This window comes from Pseudomonas sichuanensis (genome assembly GCF_003231305.1).
Taxonomy (GTDB): domain Bacteria; phylum Pseudomonadota; class Gammaproteobacteria; order Pseudomonadales; family Pseudomonadaceae; genus Aquipseudomonas; species Aquipseudomonas sichuanensis.
Map to the genome: position 1 here is coordinate 129,533 of NZ_QKVM01000006.1, position 24,586 is coordinate 154,118.

22 protein-coding genes and 1 tRNA gene are annotated in these 24,586 nt (G+C 64.7%); 12 read left to right on the top strand and 11 right to left on the bottom strand.

Annotated elements, in window-relative coordinates; genetic code table 11:
- Positions 1-175: 175 nt before the first annotated feature.
- On the top strand, positions 176-508 hold the full coding sequence (locus DM373_RS05235; RefSeq protein WP_110992570.1) for a ribonuclease E inhibitor RraB: 333 nt from the start codon (positions 176-178) through the stop codon (positions 506-508).
- A 139-nt stretch (positions 509-647) separates the two neighbouring features.
- Here the strand turns inward: DM373_RS05235 and DM373_RS05240 are convergent, their stop codons facing one another.
- Positions 648-1,448, bottom strand: a complete 801-nt coding sequence (locus DM373_RS05240; protein WP_110992571.1) for a cytochrome c — start codon at positions 1,446-1,448, stop codon at positions 648-650.
- A gap of 528 nt (positions 1,449-1,976) precedes the next feature.
- Between DM373_RS05240 and DM373_RS05245 the strand changes: the two genes are divergently transcribed.
- Entirely contained in the window at positions 1,977-2,711 is a 735-nt protein-coding gene (locus DM373_RS05245) for an amidotransferase (RefSeq protein WP_110992572.1), read from the top strand.
- 51 nt (positions 2,712-2,762) lie between these two features.
- Here the strand turns inward: DM373_RS05245 and DM373_RS05250 are convergent, their stop codons facing one another.
- The 3 genes from DM373_RS05250 to DM373_RS05260 form a co-directional block, all read right to left on the bottom strand.
- Entirely contained in the window at positions 2,763-3,734 is a 972-nt protein-coding gene (locus DM373_RS05250) for a magnesium and cobalt transport protein CorA (RefSeq protein WP_110992573.1), read from the bottom strand.
- Positions 3,735-3,905: 171 nt separating this feature from the next.
- Positions 3,906-4,631, bottom strand: coding sequence for a lysophospholipid acyltransferase family protein (locus DM373_RS05255; RefSeq protein WP_110992574.1), 726 nt, complete (start codon positions 4,629-4,631; stop codon positions 3,906-3,908).
- 135 nt (positions 4,632-4,766) lie between these two features.
- Entirely contained in the window at positions 4,767-5,456 is a 690-nt protein-coding gene (locus DM373_RS05260; RefSeq protein ID WP_110992575.1) for a crotonase/enoyl-CoA hydratase family protein, read from the bottom strand.
- A gap of 290 nt (positions 5,457-5,746) precedes the next feature.
- Between DM373_RS05260 and DM373_RS05265 the strand changes: the two genes are divergently transcribed.
- Positions 5,747-5,836 (top strand) — tRNA-Ser (locus DM373_RS05265).
- A gap of 121 nt (positions 5,837-5,957) precedes the next feature.
- Here DM373_RS05265 and DM373_RS05270 read toward each other — a convergent pair.
- The 3 genes from DM373_RS05270 to DM373_RS05280 form a co-directional block, all read right to left on the bottom strand.
- A complete protein-coding gene (locus DM373_RS05270) occupies positions 5,958-7,847 on the bottom strand; it encodes an acyltransferase family protein (RefSeq protein WP_157966810.1) in 1,890 nt (629 codons plus the stop codon).
- Positions 7,848-7,952: 105 nt separating this feature from the next.
- Positions 7,953-10,085 carry a TonB-dependent siderophore receptor gene (locus DM373_RS05275; RefSeq protein WP_110992577.1) on the bottom strand — a complete coding sequence of 711 codons (2,133 nt, stop codon included), beginning with the start codon at positions 10,083-10,085 and terminating at the stop codon, positions 7,953-7,955.
- Between the two features lie 195 nt (positions 10,086-10,280).
- Positions 10,281-10,658 (bottom strand): hypothetical protein, encoded by a 378-nt coding sequence (locus DM373_RS05280; RefSeq protein WP_110992578.1) that lies wholly within the window; start codon positions 10,656-10,658, stop codon positions 10,281-10,283.
- A 443-nt stretch (positions 10,659-11,101) separates the two neighbouring features.
- Here DM373_RS05280 and DM373_RS05285 point away from each other — a divergent pair, with 443 nt between their 5' ends.
- From DM373_RS05285 to DM373_RS05305, 5 genes are read left to right on the top strand one after another with little or no spacing between them, the layout of a single operon-like run.
- Positions 11,102-12,559, top strand: a complete 1,458-nt coding sequence (locus DM373_RS05285; protein ID WP_110992579.1) for a serralysin family metalloprotease — start codon at positions 11,102-11,104, stop codon at positions 12,557-12,559.
- Positions 12,560-12,611: 52 nt separating this feature from the next.
- A complete protein-coding gene (locus DM373_RS05290; RefSeq protein WP_110992580.1) occupies positions 12,612-12,989 on the top strand; it encodes an AprI/Inh family metalloprotease inhibitor in 378 nt (125 codons plus the stop codon).
- A 44-nt stretch (positions 12,990-13,033) separates the two neighbouring features.
- Positions 13,034-14,755 carry a type I secretion system permease/ATPase gene (locus tag DM373_RS05295; RefSeq protein ID WP_110992581.1) on the top strand — a complete coding sequence of 574 codons (1,722 nt, stop codon included), beginning with the start codon at positions 13,034-13,036 and terminating at the stop codon, positions 14,753-14,755.
- The gene (locus tag DM373_RS05300) at positions 14,752-16,044 is read left to right on the top strand and encodes an HlyD family type I secretion periplasmic adaptor subunit (protein ID WP_110992582.1); all 1,293 of its coding nucleotides are present in this window, start codon (positions 14,752-14,754) and stop codon (positions 16,042-16,044) included. The genes DM373_RS05295 and DM373_RS05300 overlap by 4 nt, the downstream gene beginning before the upstream one ends.
- Before the next feature lie 9 nt (positions 16,045-16,053).
- Positions 16,054-17,403: a TolC family outer membrane protein gene (locus tag DM373_RS05305; protein ID WP_425272563.1), complete on the top strand. Its 1,350-nt coding sequence runs from the start codon at positions 16,054-16,056 to the stop codon at positions 17,401-17,403.
- Between the two features lie 200 nt (positions 17,404-17,603).
- Here the strand turns inward: DM373_RS05305 and DM373_RS05310 are convergent, their stop codons facing one another.
- Positions 17,604-18,794 (bottom strand): MFS transporter, encoded by a 1,191-nt coding sequence (locus DM373_RS05310; protein ID WP_110992583.1) that lies wholly within the window; start codon positions 18,792-18,794, stop codon positions 17,604-17,606.
- A gap of 107 nt (positions 18,795-18,901) precedes the next feature.
- Between DM373_RS05310 and DM373_RS05315 the strand changes: the two genes are divergently transcribed.
- Positions 18,902-19,780, top strand: a complete 879-nt coding sequence (locus DM373_RS05315) for a LysR family transcriptional regulator (protein WP_110992584.1) — start codon at positions 18,902-18,904, stop codon at positions 19,778-19,780.
- Between the two features lie 163 nt (positions 19,781-19,943).
- Here the strand turns inward: DM373_RS05315 and DM373_RS05320 are convergent, their stop codons facing one another.
- Positions 19,944-20,693 carry a 3-oxoacyl-ACP reductase family protein gene (locus DM373_RS05320; RefSeq protein WP_110992585.1) on the bottom strand — a complete coding sequence of 250 codons (750 nt, stop codon included), beginning with the start codon at positions 20,691-20,693 and terminating at the stop codon, positions 19,944-19,946.
- Between the two features lie 124 nt (positions 20,694-20,817).
- Between DM373_RS05320 and DM373_RS05325 the strand changes: the two genes are divergently transcribed.
- On the top strand, positions 20,818-21,744 hold the full coding sequence (locus DM373_RS05325; RefSeq protein ID WP_110992586.1) for a LysR family transcriptional regulator: 927 nt from the start codon (positions 20,818-20,820) through the stop codon (positions 21,742-21,744).
- Between the two features lie 65 nt (positions 21,745-21,809).
- Here the strand turns inward: DM373_RS05325 and DM373_RS05330 are convergent, their stop codons facing one another.
- Together DM373_RS05330 and DM373_RS05335 are read right to left on the bottom strand one after the other, a co-directional pair.
- Complete coding sequence (locus DM373_RS05330) at positions 21,810-22,292, bottom strand: GreA/GreB family elongation factor (protein WP_110992587.1); 483 nt, start codon at positions 22,290-22,292, stop codon at positions 21,810-21,812.
- Position 22,293: 1 nt separating this feature from the next.
- Positions 22,294-22,692: a hypothetical protein gene (locus DM373_RS05335; RefSeq protein ID WP_110992588.1), complete on the bottom strand. Its 399-nt coding sequence runs from the start codon at positions 22,690-22,692 to the stop codon at positions 22,294-22,296.
- Between the two features lie 133 nt (positions 22,693-22,825).
- Between DM373_RS05335 and earP the strand changes: the two genes are divergently transcribed.
- Both earP and efp read left to right on the top strand, forming a co-directional pair.
- A complete protein-coding gene (earP, locus tag DM373_RS05340) occupies positions 22,826-23,944 on the top strand; it encodes an elongation factor P maturation arginine rhamnosyltransferase EarP (protein ID WP_110992589.1) in 1,119 nt (372 codons plus the stop codon).
- Between the two features lie 48 nt (positions 23,945-23,992).
- A complete protein-coding gene (gene efp / locus DM373_RS05345; protein ID WP_060483780.1) occupies positions 23,993-24,562 on the top strand; it encodes an elongation factor P in 570 nt (189 codons plus the stop codon).
- The last annotated feature ends 24 nt before the right edge of the window (positions 24,563-24,586 follow it).

A 24,586-nucleotide genomic window follows, 5' to 3' on the forward strand; every position in this document is an offset into this window, starting at 1 on the left:
TCTGGCGCGGTGCCGGCTCAGGCACTACGCTGCTTGAAGGCGTGGGCCTAATCTGCGGGCCCGCGTCGTCTTCATTCTCGTTTTGCATCAGCTCTAAACGCCAGGCAGGTCTCAAGTGCCAGGCAAGTGCGTTGTGCACGGAAAGTCTATCCATTGCATTGCAGGAGGACGTTTCATGAGCAGCCTGAACGACGATATCAGCAGCAGTGTCCTTAGCCAGATGAAAGCTGGCGGTTTCGACTTCACCCGTATCCACCCTATCGAGTTCTATGCCGTGTTCCCCGACGAGGCCTGCGCGCGCCGGGCGGCGGGGCAGTTCCGTGGTGAGTCGCTCAGTGCCCAGGTGAGCGAGCGTGACGATGGCGCCTGGCACCTGGAGCTGAGCAAGGTCATGTATGCCACCTACGGGGGGATTGGCGCTTTCGAGGCATCGTTCGAACGCGTGGTTTCGCCCTATGGCGGCGAGGTCGAAGGCTGGGGCGTCAAGCAGGAGCGGCCGATCGCCTGAGACCTGTAGGAGCGGCCTCGTGCCGCGAAAGAGCTGCACAGCAGCCCCGACGATTTCTACTTTGACGCTGAAATCCTGGGGCCGCGCTGCGGCCCTTTCGCGGCACAAGGCCGCTCCTACAGTTAGTGCAAGATCGGCCTCACTGTTTACGCCCCGCCATATGTTTCAGGTACGCCAGCAACGCATCGAGCTCCTGCTCGTTCAGCACTTGCGTGGAAAAACCCGGCATTCTTGCCTGCGGCCACTGCCGCAGGCTCTGCGGGTCGCGGATGTACTGGCGCAGGAACGCCGGCTGGAAATACTCGGTGGGGTTGTGCGGCAGGTTCAGGTCCGGGCCGAATTGCGCGTCGCCTGCGCCATTGAGGCGGTGGCAGGCCAGGCAGTTCTGCTGGAACAGCGCGAAGCCCTGGCGCACCGGGTCGTGCTCAGGCAGCGCGGGGGCGGGCAGCAGGGCAGGGAAACGCGCCTCCACCGCAGTCAGGCGGCGGATCGTGGCGATCTGGAACGGCCATTGTTCAGGGCGAATACCGCTGGCCTGCGGGTTGGTCCACACCAGGTAGAACGGCCCGGCGCTCGGCTTGCCGGCGGCGAGCGGCGGCCAGGCATGGGCGGGGTCTTCGATGGCCAGCCAGGCCTGGGCCGGGCCGCTTTGCAGCAGTGGCGCAGCCGGCATTTCGGCGGCGAAACCATCCAGGGCCACGGCTTGCAGGTGATCGGCTGCGCTCACCCCTTCGAGCAGCGCTGCCAGCGGCACCGCGCGGTAATGCACCGTGCGTTTGTAGGCCACATCCTGTTCGATGGTGATGTCGCGGGCTTGTGGGTGCTCGAGCAGTTGCTCGCTCTGCCATTGCTGGTGCTTTTCGCCCAGCTCCAGGGTCAACTGCGCCGCCCAGAGCGGCGGTGTGAGCAACAGGCAGAGCAGGGCGAGGTACAGGCGCATGGGGGTCTCCAACCATCAAGGTCGGCAGATTACCCGTGCACTGCCTGCAAAGGCCACAGCCGCCGTCAGCCAAACAGCCGGGTGAGGTTCGGCAGGATGAGTAGCAGTGTGGTGGCGAACAGTATGAGCCCGGCTTGGCGTACTTTCGATTGTCTGAACATGGCGGACCGCCTTCTTGTTGTTATTCCTGAATAGCCCTTGGCTTCCCTGTCACGCGTCGGGTCGATCGCTGTGGCGTGGCAAGACGCCGTTGCTGCTTGCCTCGTGTTTTGTCGATATACAACCAACAGTAGGGCGCGCGTCAGGCATGTTTCAGAACCCTTTGTTCTATTGGCTTTCACATTGATATCCGAGCGTTTTAAGGCCACTGGCCACCTCGCTGGCACGCTCTGGCTAGACGAGTGCGCGCAGGGGGTTACCGAGGGTTACAGGGCCTACCGTTCGTCCGGACATCCTACTTGCTTGTACTGATATTTCGCGTCAGTCTTTACAGCAAATCCCACCCACATGTCGTTCAGGACTACCGCTATGTCGTTACGCATCTGCATCCTTGAAACCGATGTCTTGCGACCGGAGCTGCTCACGCAGTACCAGGGCTACGGAAGGATGTTCGAGCAGCTGTTTTCGCGTCAGCCGATCGCTGCCGAGTTTGACGTTTACAACGTCATGAACGGCGACTACCCCCCGGACGGCGTAGCCTTCGATGCTTACCTGGTCACAGGCAGCAAAGCCGACTCGTTCGGCGACGACCCGTGGATCCAGACCCTCAAGGCCTACCTGCTCAAGCTGTATGAGCGTGGCGAGAAGCTGCTGGGCGTGTGCTTCGGCCATCAACTGCTGGCGTTGACCCTCGGTGGCAAGGCCGAGCGCGCCGACAAGGGCTGGGGTGTGGGTATTCATCGCTACAGCCTGGCGGCCCATGCACCGTGGATGGACCCGCAAGTGACCGAGCTGTCCCTGCTGATCAGCCACCAGGACCAGGTCACCCAGCTGCCCAAGGATGCGACGGTGATCGCCTCCAGCGATTTCTGCCCGAACGCCGCCTATCACATTCGCGACCAGGTGCTGTGCTTCCAGGGCCACCCGGAGTTCGTCCACGACTATTCCCGCGCATTGCTCGATGCGCGCCAGGACTACCTGGGGGATGAGGTCTATCAGAAAGCCGTGGCCAGCCTGGCCACCGAGCACCAGGGTGACCTGGTGGGCGAATGGATGCTGCGCTTCATCCAGCAGCCGGCCAAGTCCAAGCCAGACGCTGCCTGATCGATCGCGGGGCAAGGCGTAGCGGCGCACCGCCTTGCCCCACGATGCGTTCTACAGCCAGCCCGAACGCTTGAAGCTGTAGAACAGCCCCGCACACCCCAGCCCGATCACACTCAGCACGGCAAAATAGCCGTAATGCCAGCCCAGTTCCGGCATGTTCTGGAAGTTCATCCCGTAAATCCCGGCAATCGCCGTGGGGAACGCCAGGATTGCCGCCCAGGCCGCGAACTTGCGCTGGGTGATGCTTTGGCGCGATGACTCCAGCAGCATGCCGATCTCGATGGTCTGGCTGGCGATGTCGCGGATGCCGGCCAGGTCCTCCATCTGCCGCGTGACGTGGATCTGCACGTCGCGAAAGTACGGGCGCATGTTCTTGTCGATGAACGGAAAGCTCAGGCGCTGCAGTTCCTCGCTCACCTCGACCATCGGTGCGACGTAGCGGCGCAGGCGCAGGATGTCGCGGCGCAGGCTGTGCAGGCGCTGGATATCCTCTTCCTTGAGCGAGTTGCTGAGCACGCTCTGTTCCAGCTCTTCGATTTCGCCGTGGATGGCTTCGCTGACGGGCTGGTAGTTCTCGGTGACGAAGTCGAGCAGGGCATACAGCACGAAATCTTCACCGTGTTCGAGCAGCAGCGGGCGCGCCTCGCAACGCTGGCGCACCAGGGCATAGGACTTCGAATGGCCGTTGCGGCAGGTGATGATGTAGCCGTTGCCGGCAAAGATGTGGGTCTCGATGAACTCCAGCCGGCCCTCGTGGCGTACCGGGGAGTAGGTGACGATGAACAGCGCGTCGCCGAAGGTTTCGAGTTTCGGCCGGCTGTGTTTTTCCAGGGCGTCTTCGATCGCCAGCTCATGCAGGCCGAACTGACGCTGCAGGTTGGCCAGCTCCTCGGCATTGGGCTCTTCAAGGCCGATCCACACGAAATGCCCGGGCTTGCGTGCCCACTCGGCGCCTTCATCGAGGCTGATATTGGTGACTTTCCTGCCGGCACTGTACACCGCAGACGCGACGACTCGACCCATGGTTGTCCGCTTATTCGGTTGAACACGACGAACAGCTTGGGCTGTGCGGGCGCTTGGGGCAACCCATGGACATGAAGATTTGCGCAGGCCCATCGCCGGCAAGCCGCGGCTCCCACAGGGTGGCGCACGCGGTCGAGGTGGGAGCCGGCTTGCCGGCGATGGGCCCGAGCGTCAGGCTCGGTTGCCTGGCAGCTCGTTTTCCATATGGTCGATGCAATGCTGCATCTGCGCCTGGCACTGCTCGATCAAGGCGGGCAGGTCCTGTTGGGTCAGGCCCGCGGTGGCGATCGGCGCCAGCGAGCGAATGATCACCGTGCGCCGACGCCAGCTGTTCAGGCCCATGCGCCGCGTGTAACGGCTGACGCACACCGGCACGATCGGCACGCCGGCTTCGAGCGCCATGTGGAACGCGCCTTTCTTGAACGGCAACAGCTGTTCGCCCGGGTTGCGCGTGCCCTCGGGGAAGACCCAGATCGAGGTGTCGTGCTGCAAGGTGCGGGTAGTCGCCTGCAGGGCCTGGCGTGCCTGGAAGCTGTTTTTACGGTCTATCAGCACGTTGCCGCCCAGCCAGAACAGCTGGCCGAACAGCGGCACCCAGCCCAGGCTTTTCTTGCCGATGGCCACGGTGCGCCGCGGTACCACCTGGCCAATGATGAACAGGTCGTAGTTGGACTGATGGTTGGCAACGATCACGCAGCCCGGGGGCTGGTCCCGCAACGGGCCGACCTCGGCCTTGACCTTGATGCCCATGAACCAGGCGGCGGGCACGCTGTAGAGGCGGGCGAACAGGCGGCTGTTGTCGGGGTTGAACGGGCGCAGCAGGCCGATGACCAGGCCGAGCACTCCCACGAGCAGGAAATGCAGCCCCAGCAGGAGCATGCGAAGCAGATAAAGCATGGTACGACTCACACAGGACAATCGCGGCGCAGTGTACGGACGTGCACTGTTGGCGGCAAATGCTGTGGGGGCGGCCCTGATGCTTTGCCCGCAGGAGCGCCCGGCAAGGCCGCTCCTGCGAGTGATCGAGGCCAATCAGCCCAAGTGGTTCTGGTCCGCCAGGATGGCCTCGTCCAGCACCTCCAGCAGGCCTTTGCGCACTTTCAGCTTGGTGTTCTTGTGCGCCAGCATGTTCAGCTTCTTCATTTCACGGGCGACCGCCGTGGCGGTTTCCAGCAGTTGCTCGGCCGGCACCACCTTGTCGAGGAAGCCAGCGTCCACCGCGCCCTGCGGGTCGAACACCTCGGCATTGTTCACCGAACGCTGGAAGGCTGCACGGCTCAGGCGGTCGCGGGCCAGTTCGATACCGGCATGGTGCATGGTCATGCCGATCTGCACTTCGTTCAGGCAGATCTTGAAGGGGCCTTCGACACCGATGCGGTAGTCGCCCGACAGGAGCAGGAAGGCGCCCTTGGCCACGGCGTTGCCAGGGCAGGCGACGATCACCGGGAAGGGGTGCGAGAGCAGGCGGCGGGCCAGGGTGGAGCCCGCGGTGACCAGCCCGACGGCTTCTTTAGGGCCGGCGGTCATCACCTTGAGGTCGTAACCGCCGGAGAGAATGCCCGGCTGGCCGGTGATGATCACGATTGCGCGTTCTTCCACGGCGCGGTCGAGCGCGGCGTTGAACGCCTTGATGACCTCCGGCGAGATCGCGTTGACCTTGCCGTTGTTCAGGGTCAGGGTGGCGATGCCGTCTTCGGCGTGGTAGGTAATCAGCTCGCTCATGGCAGAGTCCTTAGGGGGGGCGTGGTGGCGACGTTACCCAGCGTCGTCAGCCAGGTAAAGCACCAAGGCTGACCGGTTGGTCAGCGCCAGGCCGCTACCCCTCGTGGCATCGGGCCGGCGCCTGCGCGGCAGGTAAAAGCGCAGGCCACAATGGCAGCTTTGCCTTGATAACCGAGCGAATTCGGCTAATTGGCTTAAGCGCATGAAAATTCTGAAAAAAATGCTTGCCAAAGAAAGACTCTTCTACTAAATTAGCGCGCCTCGACAGGCTAAACAGCTTGAAGAGAAACGGTGAAGTGTCCGAGTGGTCGAAGGAGCACGCCTGGAAAGTGTGTATACGAGAAATCGTATCAAGGGTTCAAATCCCTTCTTCACCGCCACATTCTACGAGAAGCCCCCGAATCGAAAGGTTCGGGGGCTTTTTGTTTCTGTACTTACTCTCTGTCCGGGATATCAATGGGCGGTGAGGCTCGAGAAGCCTCGCCGCCCTTGCCTTGGGCCCTACTGCCCGGCGGCAGGCGGTTGCGAGGCGATGGCGGCAGGTGCCTCAAGGGGCCTGGAGGTCCATTTCAAGGCTGCCCGTAGCTGTTCCTTCACGGCTTCACCGTAGCGCGTCGCTCCGGTTTCATTCAGGTGGTCAGCATCGGAGTACAGCGGAGTCGCCCCGTCGAAGGGGGCGTCGCGCCAGAGGTCGATGCCGGTGAAGTCCAGTACCTGGACATTGTCGTACTTGCTGGCCATCTCGATGATCCTGTCGTTGGCCAGCCGCCATTTGTCGTCGACCGTGACCCTAGGGTGCAGGCCGAGTGCCTTGAGCCTTGTGGCCCGCTGCAAATCGGCAGTGAGGCTGGGGATCTGCAGCAGGACGAATACCTGCTGGTCCCTGCGCGCGCTTTGCTCGAACAGGTGATCGATCGAGTTCGCGGAGGCAGGGTCTTTCAGGTGCAGGTCCCAGCGCCCGGCGATGAACACCGTTTTCGCCGTGGCCAGGTACTTGTCCACCTGTTGGATTTGCGCTTCACAAGGTGCCACTGCGTTCTGCGGTACCGAGCGGATATCGAAGCCGTGCAGGGGGATGCAGCTGCTGGCGCTGATGACTCGCATGCGTGCGTTGATATAGCGCCCGACCACATCGGCAAACAGATTGAGTTGCGCAGCGTGGCTATCGCCAATCACCAGTATTTCCTGGGGGGCGTCCTGTGCGCCGCGCACGCAGTCGCCGATGATCTGCCCGTGGCAGATAAGTGCAGGGTCGGCATAGCGGGTGAATTCAACGGGGGGGCGAGGGACCACTGTCTTGTTCAACTTGCGCGTTGCCTGGAGGGTGCCGAGGGCGATGACCAGGATCGCGATGGTCGCACCCAGCGGAATCGACCGGGCTTTGCTGAATCGCACCCTGTTTTCGATGAAGGTATACGACAGCCAGCCACAGATCAGCGTGAGCAGGGCGGCGGCACTCAACACACTTGCGGGGAGCTCGTAACTGCCGTGGATGTAGCGCAGTGCGGCCAGAATCGGCCAGTGCCAGAGGTACAGCGAGTAAGACAGGTTGCCCGTCTGCACGGCGATGGGGTTGCACAACGGGTTGCTACGCTGGTTGATGGCGGCCCAGATCACCAGTGCCACACCTATGCACGGGGGCAGCGTCAGTAGCCCGGGCTTGAAGGCGCTCTCGGTAATCAGCGCGAAGCTGGCCACCATCAGGCTGCCACCTACTGCATAAGCCACGCGTTGCTGGGTAGCGCTGGCCGGTGGGCGGATCAGCGCGGTGACACTGCCGATCAGGAACTCCGGGATGCGCGCGGCCAGCGAGTAATAGAGCCCACTGGCGTCTGGTTGCGTGCCTCGATAGGTCGCGTAGCCCGTCAGCCCGGCGAACAGTGCCACGAGCACCGGTGTGCGCCATTTGGCGGGGAGCATCAAGAACAGCACGGGCATCAGCAGGTAGTACTGCATCTCGATCGCCAGCGACCAGGTGTGCAGCAGCGGCAGCTCGAAGGCCTTGGGCCCGAAGTAGTCGTAGTAGTGGGCGAAATAGTTGTTGCTGTTGAAGATCAGGGCAGCCTTGGCGCTGCGGAAGAAGTCGCGGAAGTCACCTTTGATCAGCAGCAGGGCAAAGACCAGCGAGCAGATGACGATCAGGGCCAGGTAGGCCGGGATGATCCGTTTTGCCCGCGACAGGTAGAACTGCCGGTAGCTGAAGGTCTGCGCGGTGTGCTGGGTGTGCAGCAGCCGGGTGATGATGAAGCCGGAGATGACGAAGAAGATGTCGACCCCAAGAAATCCGCCTGGGAGCCAGTTGCTGTTCATGTGAAAGACAATGACGGCCAGCACCGCCAGCGCGCGCAAGCCTTGAATGTCGTTTCGTAGCGTCAGAGCTGTTGTTTGCATGGTGCGGGTTGTCATCCGGGGTGCTGCGCAAGGTGGTTGGCGATTATACGAGCCAGCCGGCACGGGTGCAGGTGGCTTCGTCCGGTAGTGTCAGGCACGGGATGCTCAAAAACTGACCGACGCCGACAGCCTTGCCGTACGTGGCGCGCCCTGGAACAGGTAGTTGTCACCCAGGTAGTCGCCCACGTCGCGCCAGTAGCGCTTGTCGAACACGTTGTCCACGGTCAGGCGCAGCACCGTGTCGTAGCCGCCGATGCGGGTGCTGTAACGGCCGCCGATGTCGAACACGGTGTAGCCGCCGACTTCGACGTTGCCGGCTTGGCTGGCGTATTTGCTGGCGCTGTAGCGTGCGCCGCCGAGCAGTGCCAGGCCCGGCACGGGCAGGGCGTAGTCGGCGTGCAGCGCGGCGCGCAGGCGTGGCACGTTGATCGCCTGGTGGCCTTCGTAGGCGTCGGTGCCGCTGTCCTGCACCCGGGCGCGGATCGCCGCGGCACTGGCCTGAAGCTGCAGCTTCGAGGTCACCCAGCCGCTGGCGCCCAGTTCCAGGCCGGTGTTCTTCTGCCGGCCCTGCTGCACATAGGTGAAGCTGCCGTCGTCCTGCGGCTGCGCGTACTGGTAGGCCTGGCGGATCTGGAACAGTGCGGCACTCAAACTCATGCCCTGCCAGTCGCGCTTGATGCCCACTTCCAGCTGGCGCGACAGGGTGGGGGCGAGGATCTCGGCGGCGTTGCTGGCGAACCAGGGCGCCGTGCCGCCACTGGAGAGGCCTTTGGAGTAGCTGGCGTACAGCGTGGTATCCGCCTGCGGCTTGTAGATCAGCGCGGCATTGGGTAGCAACTGATACTGCCGGGTATGGCGGCCGGCAACGCCGTCCTGATTCCAGGTCTTCTCGTCCAGGCGCACTTCGCGAGCGCCGATGACGGTCTGCCAGTGTTCATCGAAGGTGATGCGATCGCTGACAAACAGGCCGTACTGGCGGCTGTCCAGGCGGCGTTCGCTGTCGCCGATGGGCTTGTCGGACGGCGCCAGTGCTGGTGCGCCGGTGTAGATGTTGCCCGTGCCCAGCCACTCGTTGTAGTACGAGCGCTGGTCGAGGGTGCGACGCTGGGCGCTGGCGCCAACCGTCAATTCGTGGCCTACGCCGAACGCCTCGAAGCGGCCATCGAGCATGGCCTGGGCCTCGTCGGTACGCCGGGTGTCATCGGGGCTGCGGAAATCATAGATGTCGTAGTCGCCGTTGCTGGCAAAGAACGCGCCCTCACTGGAGCCCCAGGCAAACGCGCTGTAGTCATCGATCACCACCTTGCTGCGCGACGCACTCAAGGTGCCGTTCCAGTCATCGTTGAAGCGGTACTTGAAACGCCCGCCCAGGTTCAGCGAGTCGTTCTGCACCGGCTTGGCCCACTGCTGCCAGGCCAGGTGGTCCTTGGGGTCGACATTGTGCGGCAATTGGCTGCCGCCCAGCAGTTGGTAGCCCGGCACCGAGTACTGCTCGCGGTGCTGGTATTCAGCGTCCAACTCCAGCACGGCGTCGGGGTTGATCTGCCAGTCGGCGGCCAGCGAGGCGAAGTCGCGCTTGCCGTCGGCATGGTCGACATAGCTGCGGATGTCTTCATGGGCCAGGTTGACGCGCAGGCCGAACTGGCGCTCGGCACCGAACCAGCCGCCCAGGTCGGTGGCCAGGTAGCGTTCGCCCTGTTCGTTGCTGGAAACGCTGAGTGTGCGCACGTCTTGCGTGCGCTTGGTCACGTAGTTGACCAGCCCGCCGGGCTCCGACACACCGCTTTGCAGCCCGGACAGCCCCTTGAGCAGCTCGACCTGCTGCTTGTTTTCCAGTGCCACGTTCTGCTCGCCGGCGATGGTCTGGCCGTTGATCCGGTAACTGCTGGCGGCATTGAGCTCGAAACCGCGCACGTTGAAGTTTTCGTAGTAACCGACCGGCGCATAGCTTTCACCCACCGAGGCGTCGCTTTGCAGCACTTCGCTCAGTTTGCGCACCTGGCGGTCGTCGAGCAGTTGGCGGCTGAACACGCTGACCGCCGCTGGGGTATCGAGCAGTGGCGCATTGTGCAGCCCGCCGACCTGCGCCTCGCGGGCCTGGTAGCCATCACTGCCGTACACCTCGGTGACCTTGACCGGCGCCAGGGTCACGCTGTCTGCTGCCAGGGCATGGGCGCTGTGCAGGGCAAGGCCTAGGCCGAGCAGGCCAAGGGGCAGGCGGGGGCGAAGCGGGGTCATGCAAGGCTCCTTGAAAATACCGACGCCGCCGTTATCAGTCGGCGGCGGTCGGCAGGGCAAGTGTGGGGCAGGGGCAACCCGCCGGCGTTGCGCCGATCAGGTGGATGCAAAAGGGCGCCATGTTAACAGGCGCGCACGGGCAAGTGCCTGCAAACGCAGGCACTCAGGGAGAAAACGTGTGGGCCCCGGGTGAATTCAGGCGGCGACTGGCCGTTGATGCCGGCGCCAGTTGTCGTCGATCTTCGACCAGGTCTTGCCATCGGTGATGGCCAGCAGCTTGCGCCCATCCTTGAAGGTGGCGATGAAGGTCACTTCGTCCTCCTTGCCACCCAGCAGCAGGCCGGCGAGCAGGCCGACCGGCCCGGCCACCAGTGCCCCGGCCATGCCCCAACCCAGGGCGCCGCCGAGGCTGCGGGTCGATTCCAGGTTGGCCAGCTTCAGCTCCTGGATGCGTGCGAGGGAAATGCGCTCGCCAGGCGAGGGGCTGCGCGGGGTCTTGAGTGTGAGCGCTCCGTTGCGATACTCGCCTTCACCTTGCAAGAAATCGCCGGATTGCACCGTGAGTCTTGTCATCGTGTCGTCCTGTCGGGAAAGGGCTTTTGACCAGCGCCTAATGAGCGCCGTGGGCGCGGGCAAGTCAACGGCCAGGCGACGGAGGGTCGTGCGGCCGGTTGTCGCGCAGTAAAGCGCCTAAACGAAATGATGCTTCGAATGAACATCAAGTGGTCGCATTTTCATAAGTAAACTTCGGGCGGGTGTATAAAAAACCACTGAGTCATTAATTGGGCTCATGGTTTTATCCGGGTTTGCCGGGGTAATAACAGTTTGCGCAAATAACGGCATAGCAGTGCTGGTGTTCACAAACGAAAAAGTCCTGTCAGAAAACGCTGGACAGAAAGTTTCGTTTTGTGTCAGTTTTTTTGCGCCTCATAAGGGCGAGTGACAGGATGAACTCGCCAAGTGGGAGACTCCTGTCTGACATCAACTGCTTGTTCGTAAACAAGGAAGTAACCTGCATGTCGAAAGTCAAAGTTAATGCCAGTGTTTCGGCCACTTCTGCGTTACAACCGCAAGGGCCGAGTGCCTCCGCCGGCTTGATCGACCGTTTCGCCCATCAGTACGATCGCGGCGGCGCCAACATCAACGGCAAAGCGTCCTACACCGTCGACCAGGCGGCCGATTTCATCCTGCGCGATGGCGCGGCCTGGAAAGACCTGAACAAGGACGGCACCATCAGCCTCACCTACACCTTCCTCAACCGCGCACCGTCGGACTTCTACAGCCGCGATCTGGGCAGCTTCAGCCAGTTCAGCAGCCTGCAGAAAGACCAGGCCAAGCTCGCCATGCAGTCCTGGGCGGACGTGGCCAAGGTGACCTTCACCGAGGCGGCGTCGGGCGGCGACGGTCACATGACCTTCGGCAACTACAGCGCAAACGACGGCGGCGCGGCCTTCGCCTACCTGCCGTTCGACCAGCCGGGCTCGCACAAGGGTGAATCCTGGTACCTGATCAACAGTGGTTACCAGGTCAACACCACCCCGGGCACCGGCAACTACGGGCGCCAGACCCTCACCCACGAAATCGGCCATGTGCTCGGGCTGTCCCACCCCGGCGACTACAACGCCGGCAATGGCAACCCGACCTACCGCGACGCCACCTACGCCCAGGACACCCGCGGCTACAGCGTCATGAGCTACTGGAGCGAGAGCAACACCGCGCAGAACTTCGTCAAGGGCGGTGGGCAGTACTACGCCTCGGCGCCACTGCTGGACGATATCGCGGCGATCCAGAAACTCTACGGCGCCAACTACGCGACCCGCTCGGGCGACACGGTGTATGGCTTCAACTCCACGGCCGACCGCGACTTCTACTCGGCCACCTCGGCGTCGTCGAAGGTGGTGTTCGCGGTGTGGGACGGCGGCGGCAACGACACCCTGGACTTCTCCGGTTTCACCCAGAACCAGAAGATCAACCTCAACGAGGCGTCGTTCTCCGACGTGGGCGGCATGGTCGGCAACGTGTCCATCGCCAAGGGCGTCACCGTGGAAAATGCCTTCGGCGGTTCGGGCAACGACCTGCTGATCGGCAATGCCGTGGCCAACCTGCTCAAGGGCGGGGCCGGCAACGACATCATCTACGGCGGTGGCGGTGCCGATACCCTGTGGGGCGGCGCCGGCGCGGACACCTTCGTGTTCGGCGCGGTCAGTGATTCGACCAAAGCGGCACCGGACCGGATCATGGACTTCACCAGCGGGCAGGACAAGATCGACCTGTCGGGCATGGCCGCCTTCGCCGTGGACAAGCTGCCGCTGCAGTTCGTCAACGCCTTCACCGGCCATGCCGGCGAGGCGATCCTGAGCTACGACCAGGCCACCAACCTGGGCAGCCTGACCATCGATTTCACCGGAAACAGCCTCGGCGATTTCCTGGTGACCACCGTTGGCCAGGCCGCTGTCACCGACATCGTGGTCTGATGCACGAGGGGGCGGCGTGTGTGCGCCGCCCCTTTTGAGCTGAGGTTGACGCATGCCTTTTTGCAAACCAATGATCGCCGTGTGGGCGATCCTCCTGACGGTGATGACCGAGGTCAGTATGGCCAGCAGCCTGTTACTCCCCAACCCCGCGCAACTGGCCGGGCGTTGGCAGCTTTACCCTCAAAGCCAGCAAGCCCAGGCCTGTGAATTGCGCCTTGACGCCAACGAAGGCGCGCTGGGCGGTGATCTGGAATGTGTCGCGCAGCTGATCGGCCTGCGCCCCGGCAGTTGGCTGGTAACCCCGGACACCCTGGCTCTGGTGGGCGGGGACGGCAGCAGCGTGGTGCACTTCAGCCGCGAGGGCGCCCTGCGCTATGGCTGGACTGCGCCAGACGGCACGCCGCTGATACTCGAACGCCAGCAACCATAACCCCCGTCCGGCACTTTGAAGTGCCGGGCCAATAAGGGCGAAACATGAAACAACCGAGCCAAAAGCCCGGGGCACCCTTGTGGGCGGCGCTCGGCAACTACAAGTCGACCTTGATCAGCGTTGGCTGTTTTACCGCACTGATCAATGTATTGATGCTGGTACCCTCCATTTATATGTTGCAAGTGTACGACCGTGTACTGAGTTCGCAGAACACCACAACCTTGTGGATGCTGACCTTGATGGTCGTCGGTTTCTTCGTATATATCGGCGCCCTCGAGGCGGTGCGCAGTTTCATTGTTATCCGCGTGGGTAACCAGTTGGAGAAAAGTTTCAACCTGAGTGTGTATCGCGCGGCCTTCGAGCGTAACTTGCGCCAGCGTGACGGCGCTGCCGGGCAAGCGTTGAACGACCTCACCCAACTGCGCCAGTTCGTCACCGGGCCTGCGTTGTTCGCCTTCTTCGATGCCCCCTGGTTCCCCCTCTACCTGGCGGTGATCTACCTGTTCAATGTGTGGCTCGGGGTGATGGCCACGGTCGGCGCATTGTTGTTGGTCGGCCTGGCCGTGCTCAACGAGCGCCTGACCCATGCCACCCTGGCCGAGGCCAGCAACGTCCAGCAGCAATCGACCATGCTCGCCGCAAGCCAGCTGCAGAGCGCCGAAAGCATCCAGGCCATGGGCATGCTCGGCGCCCTGCGCCAGCGCTGGTTCGCCCTGCACGGGCGCTTCCTCGACCTGCAGAACCGCGCCAGCGACACCTCGGCGGTGATCACCGCCAGCAGCAAGGGCCTGCGCCTGTGCCTGCAATCGCTGGTACTGGGCCTGGGCGCGCTGCTGGTGATCGAGGGGCAGATGACACCGGGCATGATGATCGCCGGCTCCATCCTCATGGGCCGGGTACTCAGCCCGATAGACCAGCTTATCGCGGTGTGGAAGCAGTGGAGCGGCGCCCAGCTGGCCTACCAGCGCCTGGGCAGCTTGCTGCACGATCACCCCGAGCCGCCGGCGCCCATGTCGTTGCCGGCACCCACCGGTGCCCTGGCGGTGGAGCAGCTCAGCGCCGGCCCGCCGGGGCGCAACCTGGCCACGCTGGCGCAGGTGAGCTTCAGCCTGGCGCCGGGTGAGCTGCTGGGTGTGTTGGGGGCCTCGGGCTCGGGCAAGTCGACCCTGGCCAAGGTGCTGGTCGGCGTGTGGCCGAGCCTGGCCGGGCATGTGCGCCTGGATGGCGCCGAGCTCAAGCAATGGGACCGCGAAGCCCTTGGCCCGCATATTGGCTACCTGCCGCAGAACATCGAGCTGCTGCGCGGCAGCATTGCCGAGAACATTGCCCGCTTCGGCGAGCTGGACGGCCAGAAAGTGGTCGAAGCCGCGCGCCTGGCCGGGGTGCATGAGCTGATCCTGCGCCTGCCCCAGGGCTACGACACCCGCCTGGGCGAGGCGGGCGCCGACCTGTCCGGCGGGCAGAAACAACGCATCGCCCTGGCCCGCGCGCTGTATGGCAACCCCTGCCTGATCGTGCTCGACGAGCCCAACTCCAACCTCGACAGCCCCGGCGAAGCCGCCCTGGCCAGCGCCCTGATGCAGCTCAAGGCCCAGGGCCGCACCGTGGTGCTGGTGACGCACCGCAGCGCGGCACTGGCCCAGGCCGACAAACTGCTGGTGCTCAACGAAGGGCGCATGCAGGGCTTCGGCCCGGCCCGCGACATTCTCCACGCCCTTGGCCAGGGCCCGGCGCAACGCCCATTGCAGGCCGGAGGTGGCGCATGAGCCGGCATGAGCGCGATGCGCGTTTCCATGTGCGCCTGGGTTGGCTGTTGACCCTGGTCGGCTTTGGCGGGTTCATGGCCTGGGCCAGCCTGGCGCCGCTCGATCAGGGTGTGCCGGTGCAAGGCACGGTGGTGGTGTCGGGCAAGCGCAAGGCGGTGCAGTCCATGGCTGCCGGCGTGGTCAGCCGGATCCTGGTCAGCGAGGGCCAGCAGGTGCGCCAGGGCGAGCCGCTGTTTCGCCTCGACCGCACCCAGGTACAGGCCGATGTCGACGCGCTGCAGGCCCAGTACCGCATGAGCCGCGCCAGCCTGGCGCGCTGGCAGAGCGAGCGCGACAACCTCGGCCAGTTGCAGTTTCCCGCCGAGCTCAGCGCCGATGCCGACCCCAGGCTGGGGCTGATCCTCGAAGGCCAGCGCCAGTTGTTCGACAGCCGGCGCCAGGCCCTGGCCCGCGAGCAGGGTGCCCTGGCCGCCAGTATCGATGGCTCCCAGGCCCAGCTGGCCGGCATGCGCCGCGCCCGGGGCGACCTGCAGGCCCAGGCCGATTCGTTGCGCGAGCAGTTGGACAGCCTGCGCCCGCTGGCCGGTGAAGGTTACATCCCGCGCAACCGGGTGCTGGAGTACCAGCGTCAGCTGTCGCAGGTGCAGCGCGACCTGGCGCAGAACGCTGGCGAAAGCGCACGGCTTGAACAGGTGATCGTCGAGGCGCGGTTCAACCTGCAGCAGCGCCGCGAGGAGTACCAGAAAGAAGTGCGCAGCCAGCTGGCCGAGGCCCAGGTGAAAGCGGCGACGCTCGAGCAGCAGCTCAACTCCGCGCGTTTCGACCTGCAGCACAGCGAGATTCTCGCCCCGGCCGACGGTATCGCGGTGAACCTGGGCGTGCACACCGAGGGCGCGGTGGTGCGTACCGGTGACACCTTGCTGGAAATCGTCCCCCAGGGCACCGCGCTGGAGGTGGAAGGGCGCCTGCCGGTCAACCTGGTGGACAAGGTGGCGCCACAGCTGCCGGTGGACATCCTGTTCACCGCGTTCAACCAGAACCGCACGCCCAGGGTGACCGGCGAGGTGGCGCTGGTGTCGGCCGACCAGCTGATCGACGAACGCACCGGCCAGCCGTATTACGTACTGCGCAGCAGCGTCAGCGACGCGGCGCTGGCGCGCCTGCAAGGGCTGTCGATCCGCCCGGGCATGCCTGCCGAACTGTTCGTACGTACCGGCGAACGCTCGCTGCTCAACTACCTGTTCAAGCCCCTGCTCGACCGTGCAGGCAGCGCCTTGACCGAACAATAAGGACTGCGTGTGAACAAGCTGCAATTGATCGGGCTGCTGGCGGCCTGCGCCTGGCTGCCGGCTGCCGCACAGGCGGCCATGGGGCCGTTCCAGGTTTACGAGCAGGCACTGCGCCGCGACCCGACCTACCTGGCTGCCTTCAAGGAGCACGAGGCCGGCCAGGCCTACCGTGACATCGGCCGCGCTGGGCTGCTGCCGAGCCTGTCGTACAACTACAACCGCGGGCGCAACGATTCCGAGGTGTCCTACCTGGGGGATTCGCGGCGCCAGACCGAGGACCGTACCTACAACAGCATGGGGTCGAGCTTTACCCTGCAGCAGCCCTTGTTCGATTACCAAGCCTATTCGAGCTACCGCAAGGGCGTGGCCCAGGCGCTGTACGCCGACGAAAACTTCCGCGATCAGAGCCAGCAACTGTTGGTGCGGGTGATGACCAGCTACACCAAGGCACTGTTCGCCCAGGACCAGATCGCCATCAGCGTGGCCAGCAAACAGGCCTACCGCCAGCAGTTCCAGCAGAACCAACGGCTGTTCGATGCCGGCGAAGGCACCCGCACCGACATCCTCGAAGCCCAGGCCCGGTTCGAGTTGGCCGATGCCGAGGAGATCCAGGCGCGCAACGAGCAGGATGCCGCGCTGCGCGAGCTGGGCGCGTTGATCGGCGAGCCTGCGGTGCGGGTCGAGGACCTGGCGCCGCTGCAGGCCGGTTTCGTCCTGCCGGCGGTCGAGCCGAGCGGCTATGACGCCTGGCAGGAACGGGCCGTGGCCAACAATCCACAGCTGGCATCGTCGCGTCAGGCGGTGGAAGTGGCGCGTCAAGAAGTGGAGCGCAACCGCGCCGGGCACCTGCCCAGGGTCACCGCGTTCGCCACTTCGCGGCGCCAGGAGTCGGACAGCGGCAATACCTACAACCAGCGCTACGACACCAACACCGTCGGCATCGAGGTCAGCGTGCCGATCTTCGCCGGTGGCGCTGTCTCGGCCTCGACCCGCCAGGCCAGCCGGCAGCTTGAGCAGGCCGAATACACCATGGACGGCACTACCCGCAGCGCCCTGATCGAGCTGCGCAGGCAGTACAACGCCTGCCAGTCCGGGGCCAGCCGCCTGCGTGCCTACGAGCGTGCGCAGGTGGCGGCCGAGGCGTTGGTGGTGTCGACGCGCAAGAGCGTGCAGGGCGGCGAGCGGGTCAACCTGGATGTGCTCAATGCCGAGCAACAGCTGGCCACCACCCGCCGCGACCTGGCCCAGGCGCGGTATGACTATCTGCTGGCCTGGATCAAACTGCATTACCAAGCGGGGGTGTTGAGCGAGACGCAGTTGGCGCGGGTGGATGAGGCATTCATCGCCAGCAAGCTGTGACCCCTGTGGGAGCGGCGGTTCGTCGCTGCGATTTACCCGCGAAGATGACACCTCGTTGCCTGGCACGGGCAATGCCCGTGTTCGCGGGTAAACCCGCTCCCACAGGGATCGCATGGCCCTTTGGGAGCGGGTTTACCCGCGAAAGAGACACTGCGGTGCCCTTGTCAGTCGGCGATGAAAGCCATTGGCGGCCCTGAAGGTCAGGCCACCTCAGGCTGCAACTTCACCCGCTTGCGCTCCGCCAACCCCCACACCGCCAGCGCCACGGCGCCGATCACCACCCCGGCGACGACGATCCCGTCCCAGCCATGGCGCTGGAACAACTGCGTCCCCAGCAGCGAGCCCAGCGCGCCGCCGATGAAATAGCAGGTGATGTAGCCGGCATTGAGCCGTGTACGCGCTTCAGGGCGCAGCACGATCACCGCATTCTGGTTGCTCACGTGCACCAGCTGCACCGCCAGGTCCAGCAGCAGCACGCCCAGCAGCAGCGCCGCCAGCGAGCTTTGCGCAAAGGCCAGCGGCAGCCATGACAGCAGCAGCGCCACCAGGCCCACCGTGGTGCCCAGCGAACCCTTGCCGCGGTCGGCCAGGCGCCCGGCCCAGTTGGCTGCCAGCGCCCCGGCCGCGCCGGCCAGGCCGAACAGGCCGATCACTGCGTCGGAATAGTGGTACGGCGGGTTGCTCAGCAGGAACGCCAGCGGCGTCCAGAACAGCGCGAACAGGCTGAACGCCAGCAAGCCCAGCAGCGAACGCAGGCGCAGTACCGGCTCTTCGATGAACAGGCGGAACACCGAGCCGATCAGCGCCGGGTACTTGAGCCCGGCATGGCTGTGGTGCTGCGGCAGGCTGCGGTAGAGGGCGAGGGCGGTGAGCGCCATCAGCACCGCGGCCAGTACGTAGATGCTGCGCCAGCCGCCCAGCTCGGCCATGAAGCCGGCGGCGGTGCGCGCCAGCAGAATGCCCAGCAGCAGGCCGCTCATCAGCGTGCCCACGGCGCGGCCGCGCTGGTCCGGGGCGCTGAGGGCGGCGGCCATCGGCACGAGGATCTGTGCCACCACCGAGAACAGCCCGGTCAGCGCGGTACCGAGGATCAGCCAGGGCAGGCTGGGGGCGCAGGCGCTGATGACCAGGCCGGCGGTGGCGATCAGCACCATGGTCACGATCAGCCGGCGCTGTTCGAACAGGTCACCCAGCGGTGCCAGCAACAACAGGCCGGCGCCATAGCTGAGCTGGGCGGCGATGACGATGGTGCCGGCGCCGGCCGTGCTCAGGCCGAACTGCTCGGCGATGCTGTGCAACAGCGGTTGGGCGTAGTAGTTGCTGGCCACGGCCAGCCCGGTGGCGGTGGCCATCAGCAGGATCAGGGCGCGGCTGAGAGTGGGGGCGTTCATGGTTGTCTCGTGGCAGGCAAGGTGGAATGGCGACAAGTATCAGGAAGTGTCTGGCATGACGCCAATGTATAGTTTTCAGCTTGTCCATCTAAAAAGCAGATAGATCGATGAATCTCAAGCAGCTCGAATACGCCCTGGCGGTGGCCGACACCGGCAGTTTCACCCGCGCTGCCGAGCGCTGCCATGTGGTGCAATCGGCGCTCAGCCACCAGGTGGCGCGGCTGGAGGCGCAGCTGGGGGTCAGCCTGTTCGAGCGCAGCTCGCGGCGGGTACGCCTGACCCACGCCGGCGAAGCCTTCGTGCTCAGTGCCCGGCCGGCGCTGGAGGCCGCCAGGCGTATTGCCGATGACGTGGCCGCCGCCTGTGGCCAGGTGCGCGGGCGCCTGTCGATCGGCGAAATCAGTTCGCTCACCGCGCTCGACCTGGTCGACCTGCTGGCGGTGTTCCATGGCCGCCACCCGGACGTGGACGTGCGCTGGCTGACCGCCAAGAGCGAGCTGTTGATGGCCGATGTGTGCGAGCGGCGCCTGGACGTGGGCTTTGTTGGTTTGTGGCAGGGCGAAGTGCTGCAGGGCGTGCAGCATCGCCTGCTGGCGCGCGAGGAACTGGTGGCGGTGCTGCCGCCCACGCATGCCCTGGCGGGCCGGGCGCAGTTGGCCCTGGCGGACCTGGCCGGTGAGGTGCTGGTGGACTTCCCCGAAGGCACTGGCGCGCGCCGGCAGACCGACGAAGCATTCCAGGCGGCGGGGGTGGTGCATCGGGTGCAGTTCGAGATCGGCCATATTCGCCTGGTGGAAAAGTTCGTCCAGCGCGGCATGGCCGTGGGGCTGGTGCCGGAGCGGATCGCCCGGGGTTTTGCCGGGGTGGCGGTGGTGCCGTTGCGGGATGCGCCGGTACGGCATTTGTATGCCGTGTGGTCGCCCAGCCCGACGCCGGCGGCGCGGGCGTTTCTGGAGGTGATGGAGCAGAGCCTGGGTACGGATTAAACGGGCTTGCACGTCCACTGTAGGAGCGGCCTTGTGCCGCGAAAGGGCTGCAGAGCAGCCCCGCCGATTTCTGCTTTAACGCTGAAATCCTGGGGCCGCGCTGCGGCCCTTTCGCGGCACAAGGCCGCTCCTACAGGGATGAGGCCTGCCAGGAGAGCTTTTCTCAGGCCGCGAAGCCACCATCGGCGGTCAAGCTGGCGCCGGTGATATACCCCGCCTCCGGCCCTGCCAGATAGGCCACGAAGCTGGCGATCTCCTCCACATGCCCATACCGCCCGATAGCCATCAGCGGGATCAGGCTGTCGGCGAACTCGCCGCTGGCCGGGTTCATGTCGGTGTCCACCGGCCCTGGCTGCACGTTGTTCACGGTGATGCCCTGCGGCCCCAGGTCCCGGGCCAGGCCTTTGGTCAGGCCGACCAGCGCCGACTTGCTCATTGCATACGGCGCGCCGCCGGCAAACGGCATGCGCTCGGCGTTGGTGCTGCCGATATTGATGACCCGCCCACCCTGGCCCATGTGTTTCGCTGCGGCCTGGGTGGCGATGAACACGCTGCGCACATTGACCGCCAGGATGCGGTCGAAATCGGCCAGGTCGAACTCGGCCACCGGCGCCACCGCCAGCACGCCGGCATTGTTGACCAGGATGTCGAGCCCACCGAAGGCCTTGACCGTGTCGGCCACGGCCTGCTGCACGGCAGCGGCCTCGGCGCTGTCGGCGCGCAGGGCCAGGGCCTGGCCACCGGCGTTGTTGATCTCGCCGGCCAGGGCTTCGGCGGTGGCGGTGGAGCTGACATAGGTGAAGGCCACCTTGGCGCCGTCGCGGGCCAGGCGGCGGACGATGGCCGCGCCGATGCCACGGGAACCGCCCTGGACCAGGGCCACTTTGCCGCTCAGGGGAAGTGCTTGGGACATGCTGATCTCCAGTATTCAAGCAAGGCAGGTTGCCTTGGATGGGCGCAGTATCGACCGATGATTACCCACTGATAAGATGGTAATCACGATCATCTGAGTAAACCGCTGGTTGAGAATCCAAGCCATGGAATCGTTCAGTCACCTTGAATGCTTTGTCCGCAGCGCTGAAGTGGGCAGCTTTGCCGAAGCCGCCCGGCGCCTGTCGCTGACCCCGGCGGCGGTCGGCAAGAACGTCGCCCAGCTGGAAGCGCGCCTGGGCGTGCGGTTGTTCCAGCGTAGTACCCGCAAGCTGACCCTGACCGAGGCAGGGCAACGATTTCTGGGGGAAGTCAGCGACAGCTTGCGCACCATCCAATACGCCATGGCCAACCTGGCCAGTGCCGAAGGCCAGCCGGCGGGTGTGCTGCGGGTGAGCATGGGCACGGTGTTCGGGCGGCTGTATGTGCTGCCGCTGCTGGGGGAGTTCTTGCGGCGTTACCCGGCGATCACCCCGGACTGGCATTTCGACAACCGCCAGGTCGACCTGATCGGGCAGGGCTTCGATGCCGCCATCGGCGGTGGTTTCGAGCTGCCGCTGGGGGTGGTGGCGCGCAAGCTGACCCCGGCGCACCGGGTGCTGGTGGCGGCGCCGGCGTACCTTCAGGGGCGCCCGCCGATCGAGCATCCCAGCGCGTTGACGCAGCATGCAGGTATCCTGATCCGTTCGCCGCAGACCGGCCGCGTGCGGGCCTGGCCGCTGACCAGCCGTTGGCAGGAGCAGTGCCCGCTGCAATTGCCGCAGAGCATGACCATGAGCGACTCCGATGCCGCCTGCGCCGTGGCCGGTCAGGGGCTGGGGATTGCCCTGGTGAGTTTGCCGTTTGCGCTGCCGTACCTGACCGAGGGCAGGCTGCAGCGCGTGCTGCCGGACTGGTACGTGGACGATGGCAACATCAGCCTGTATTACGCCGAACACAAGCTGTTGCCGGGCAAGACCCGGGCGTTCATCGATTTTGTGGTGGAGCAGTTTGCCGAGCAGGGGTTGGCGGGGCGCTTCAACGCGTTGCAATGACCATCGCGGGGCAAGCCCGCTCCCACGGTCTCGTGGGAGCGGGCTTGCCCCGCGATGGCGATGGATCAGGCAACGGCGACAATGAACTGCATCTGCACGACGCCATTCACCACCAGGTTCACCTCGTCATCCAGCTTCTTGCCCAGCAGTTGCTGCCCCAGCGGCGCACGCGGGGTGATTACCGTCACCAGGGCATCACCTTCGCCAATCTTCAGCCCGGCTCCCTCAGGCCCGAGGAACAGCAGGCGCTGGCGGCCGTCTTCATCTTCCAGCGTCACCAGGCAGCCGATCTGGATGCCGCGCGCCGGGTCATAGTCGCGCAGCACCAGTTGCTGATAGGTCAGCAACGCCTGGCGGATCTCGGCGGTGCGCCGGGCCTGGCCAGTGGCGAGATAGGACGCCTCCAGTCCCAGGGTGTCGTACTTGTTCTCGGCGATGTTCTCTTCGGCGGTGGCCGTTTCGTAGGCGGTCTGGGCCGCCTGGCGCAGCACTTCCATGTCGTGCTCGAGGGTGGCGATGATGCGCTGCAGCAGGCTGGTCTTGTTCATCTCAGTAGCAGAACTCCAGCACGTTGGCCTGGCTCTTGTCGGTCGGCGCGGTGCGGTTCTGCTGCAGCCAGAACTGGCACTTGGGGTTGTTCAGGTTGCGCGGGCTGCCCTGGGCGGTTTCGGCCGCCTGTTGCAATTGCTGCTGGTGCAGGATGTCCTTGTAGCGTTCGAACATCTGCGCCTGGGCATCTTCCGGTTGCGCGGGCGCGCTGGCGGGCGCCGGCTGGACGATGGCCGGGGCGACCGCCTGGGCCACCGGCTGCACCTGTTCCGGCCACAGGCGCAGCGCCAGCCACAGGCTCAGGGCGATGGCGATGGCCCCCAGCCACAGGCCGAAGGCGACGCACAGGATCAGTTGCACGGGTTTGAGGGTGATCTTCAGTTCGCGGGAGCGGGGCATGGCGGCCTCCTGGCAGGGCGGATCGATGGCGGCATTGTCGCATGGCGTGGCAGGTTTTTTTAGCGCGGCGCTTTTGTCGGCGCGCATTTGTGCGCAGAATCCGCGGTCTTTTTGCAGGTAACGGGACGTGGCGATGAAAACCACCTGGGACATCTTCTGCACGGTCGTCGACAACTATGGCGACATCGGCGTGACCTGGCGCCTGGCCCGCCAGCTGGTGGCCGAGCATGGGCTGGGCGTGCGCCTGTGGGTGGATGACCTGCAGTCTTTCGCACGCCTGTGCCCGACGCTGGACTGCGATGCCGAGCAGCAATGGCAGGAGGGCGTCGAGGTGCGCCGCTGGGCCGCCGAATGGCAGGGCGCAGAGCCTGCAAACGTGGTGATCGGGGCCTTTGCCTGCCAGTTGCCGCCGGCGTTCGTCGAGGCCATGGCCCGGCTGCCCAAGCCGCCCTTGTGGCTGAACCTGGACTACCTCAGTGCCGAGGACTGGGTCGAGGGTTGCCATGGGCTGCCCTCGCCGCAGGCCAACGGGCTGCGCAAGATCTTCTTCTTCCCGGGCTTCACTGAAAAAACCGGTGGCCTGTTGCGCGAACGTTCATTGTTGCCACGCCGCGAGGCGTTCGAGCGCGCGAGCTTCCTCGCCGAGTTGGGCGTTGTGCCCGAGGACGGCGCGCGACTGATATCGCTGTTCGCCTACGAGAACCCGCAGTTGTGCAACTGGCTCGATGCGCTGGCGGCCGATGCGCAGCCTGTTCACCTGCTGGTACCGCAGGGGCGCATCCTGGGTGACCTGGGCCGCTGGCTGGATGAGCCTGCGCTGCCCGTAGGGGCCTTGCATCGGCGCGGCGCCTTGACCGTGCAGGTACTGCCGTTCGTCAGCCAGGACGATTACGACAGGCTGCTGTGGAGCTGCGACTTCAACGCCGTGCGCGGCGAGGATTCGTTCGTGCGTGCGCAATGGGCCGGCGCGCCGATGCTGTGGCACATTTATATCCAGGAAGAGAACGCCCACTGGGAAAAGCTCGAAGCCTTCCTGGCCATTTACCGTCGTGGGTTGTCGGACGCTGCCGGCCAGGCGCTGACCGCGATGTGGCGCGCCTGGAACATGGATCAGCCGATGGGGCTGGCCTGGCAAAGGCTGCAGCCGCACTGGGCCGAGTTGTGCACGCATGCCCGCCAGTGGCGCGCCGAACAGGCCGCTCAGCCGGACCTCGCCACGAGACTGGTACAGTTTTACCGAAATTCGCTATGATACGCGGCCTCGATTTTTATAAATCCATCCAGATTCGGATACTTCGTAATGAAAACTGGTAAAGAGCTGAAACCCGGTACCGTACTGCGGATCGATAACGACCCGTGGCTGGTTCAGAAAGCTGAGTTCACCAAGTCGGGCCGTAACAGCGCGATCATGAAGACCAAGCTGAAGAACCTGCTGACCGGCTACAAGACCGAAACCGTATACGGTGCGGACGACAAGCTGGACGACGTGATCCTGGATCGCAAAGAAGCGACCCTGTCGTTCATCAGCGGTGACTCGTACACCTTCATGGACACCACCGACTACACCATGTACGAACTGAACGCCGAAGACATCGACGCCGTTCTGCCGTACATCGAAGAAGGCATGGAAGACATCTGCGAAGCCGTGTTCTTCGAAGGCCGCCTGGTATCGGTAGAACTGCCGACCACCATCAGCCGTCAGGTTGTCTACACCGAGAACGCCGCACGTGGCGACACCTCGGGCAAGGTCATGAAGCCTGCCAAGCTGAAGAACGGTACCGAGATCTCGGTTGCCGACTTCATCCAGATCGACGAGTGGATCGACATCGACACTCGCGACAACAGCTTCAAGGGCCGTTCCAAGAAGTAACCCTTCTTGCGATGCGCACGAAAA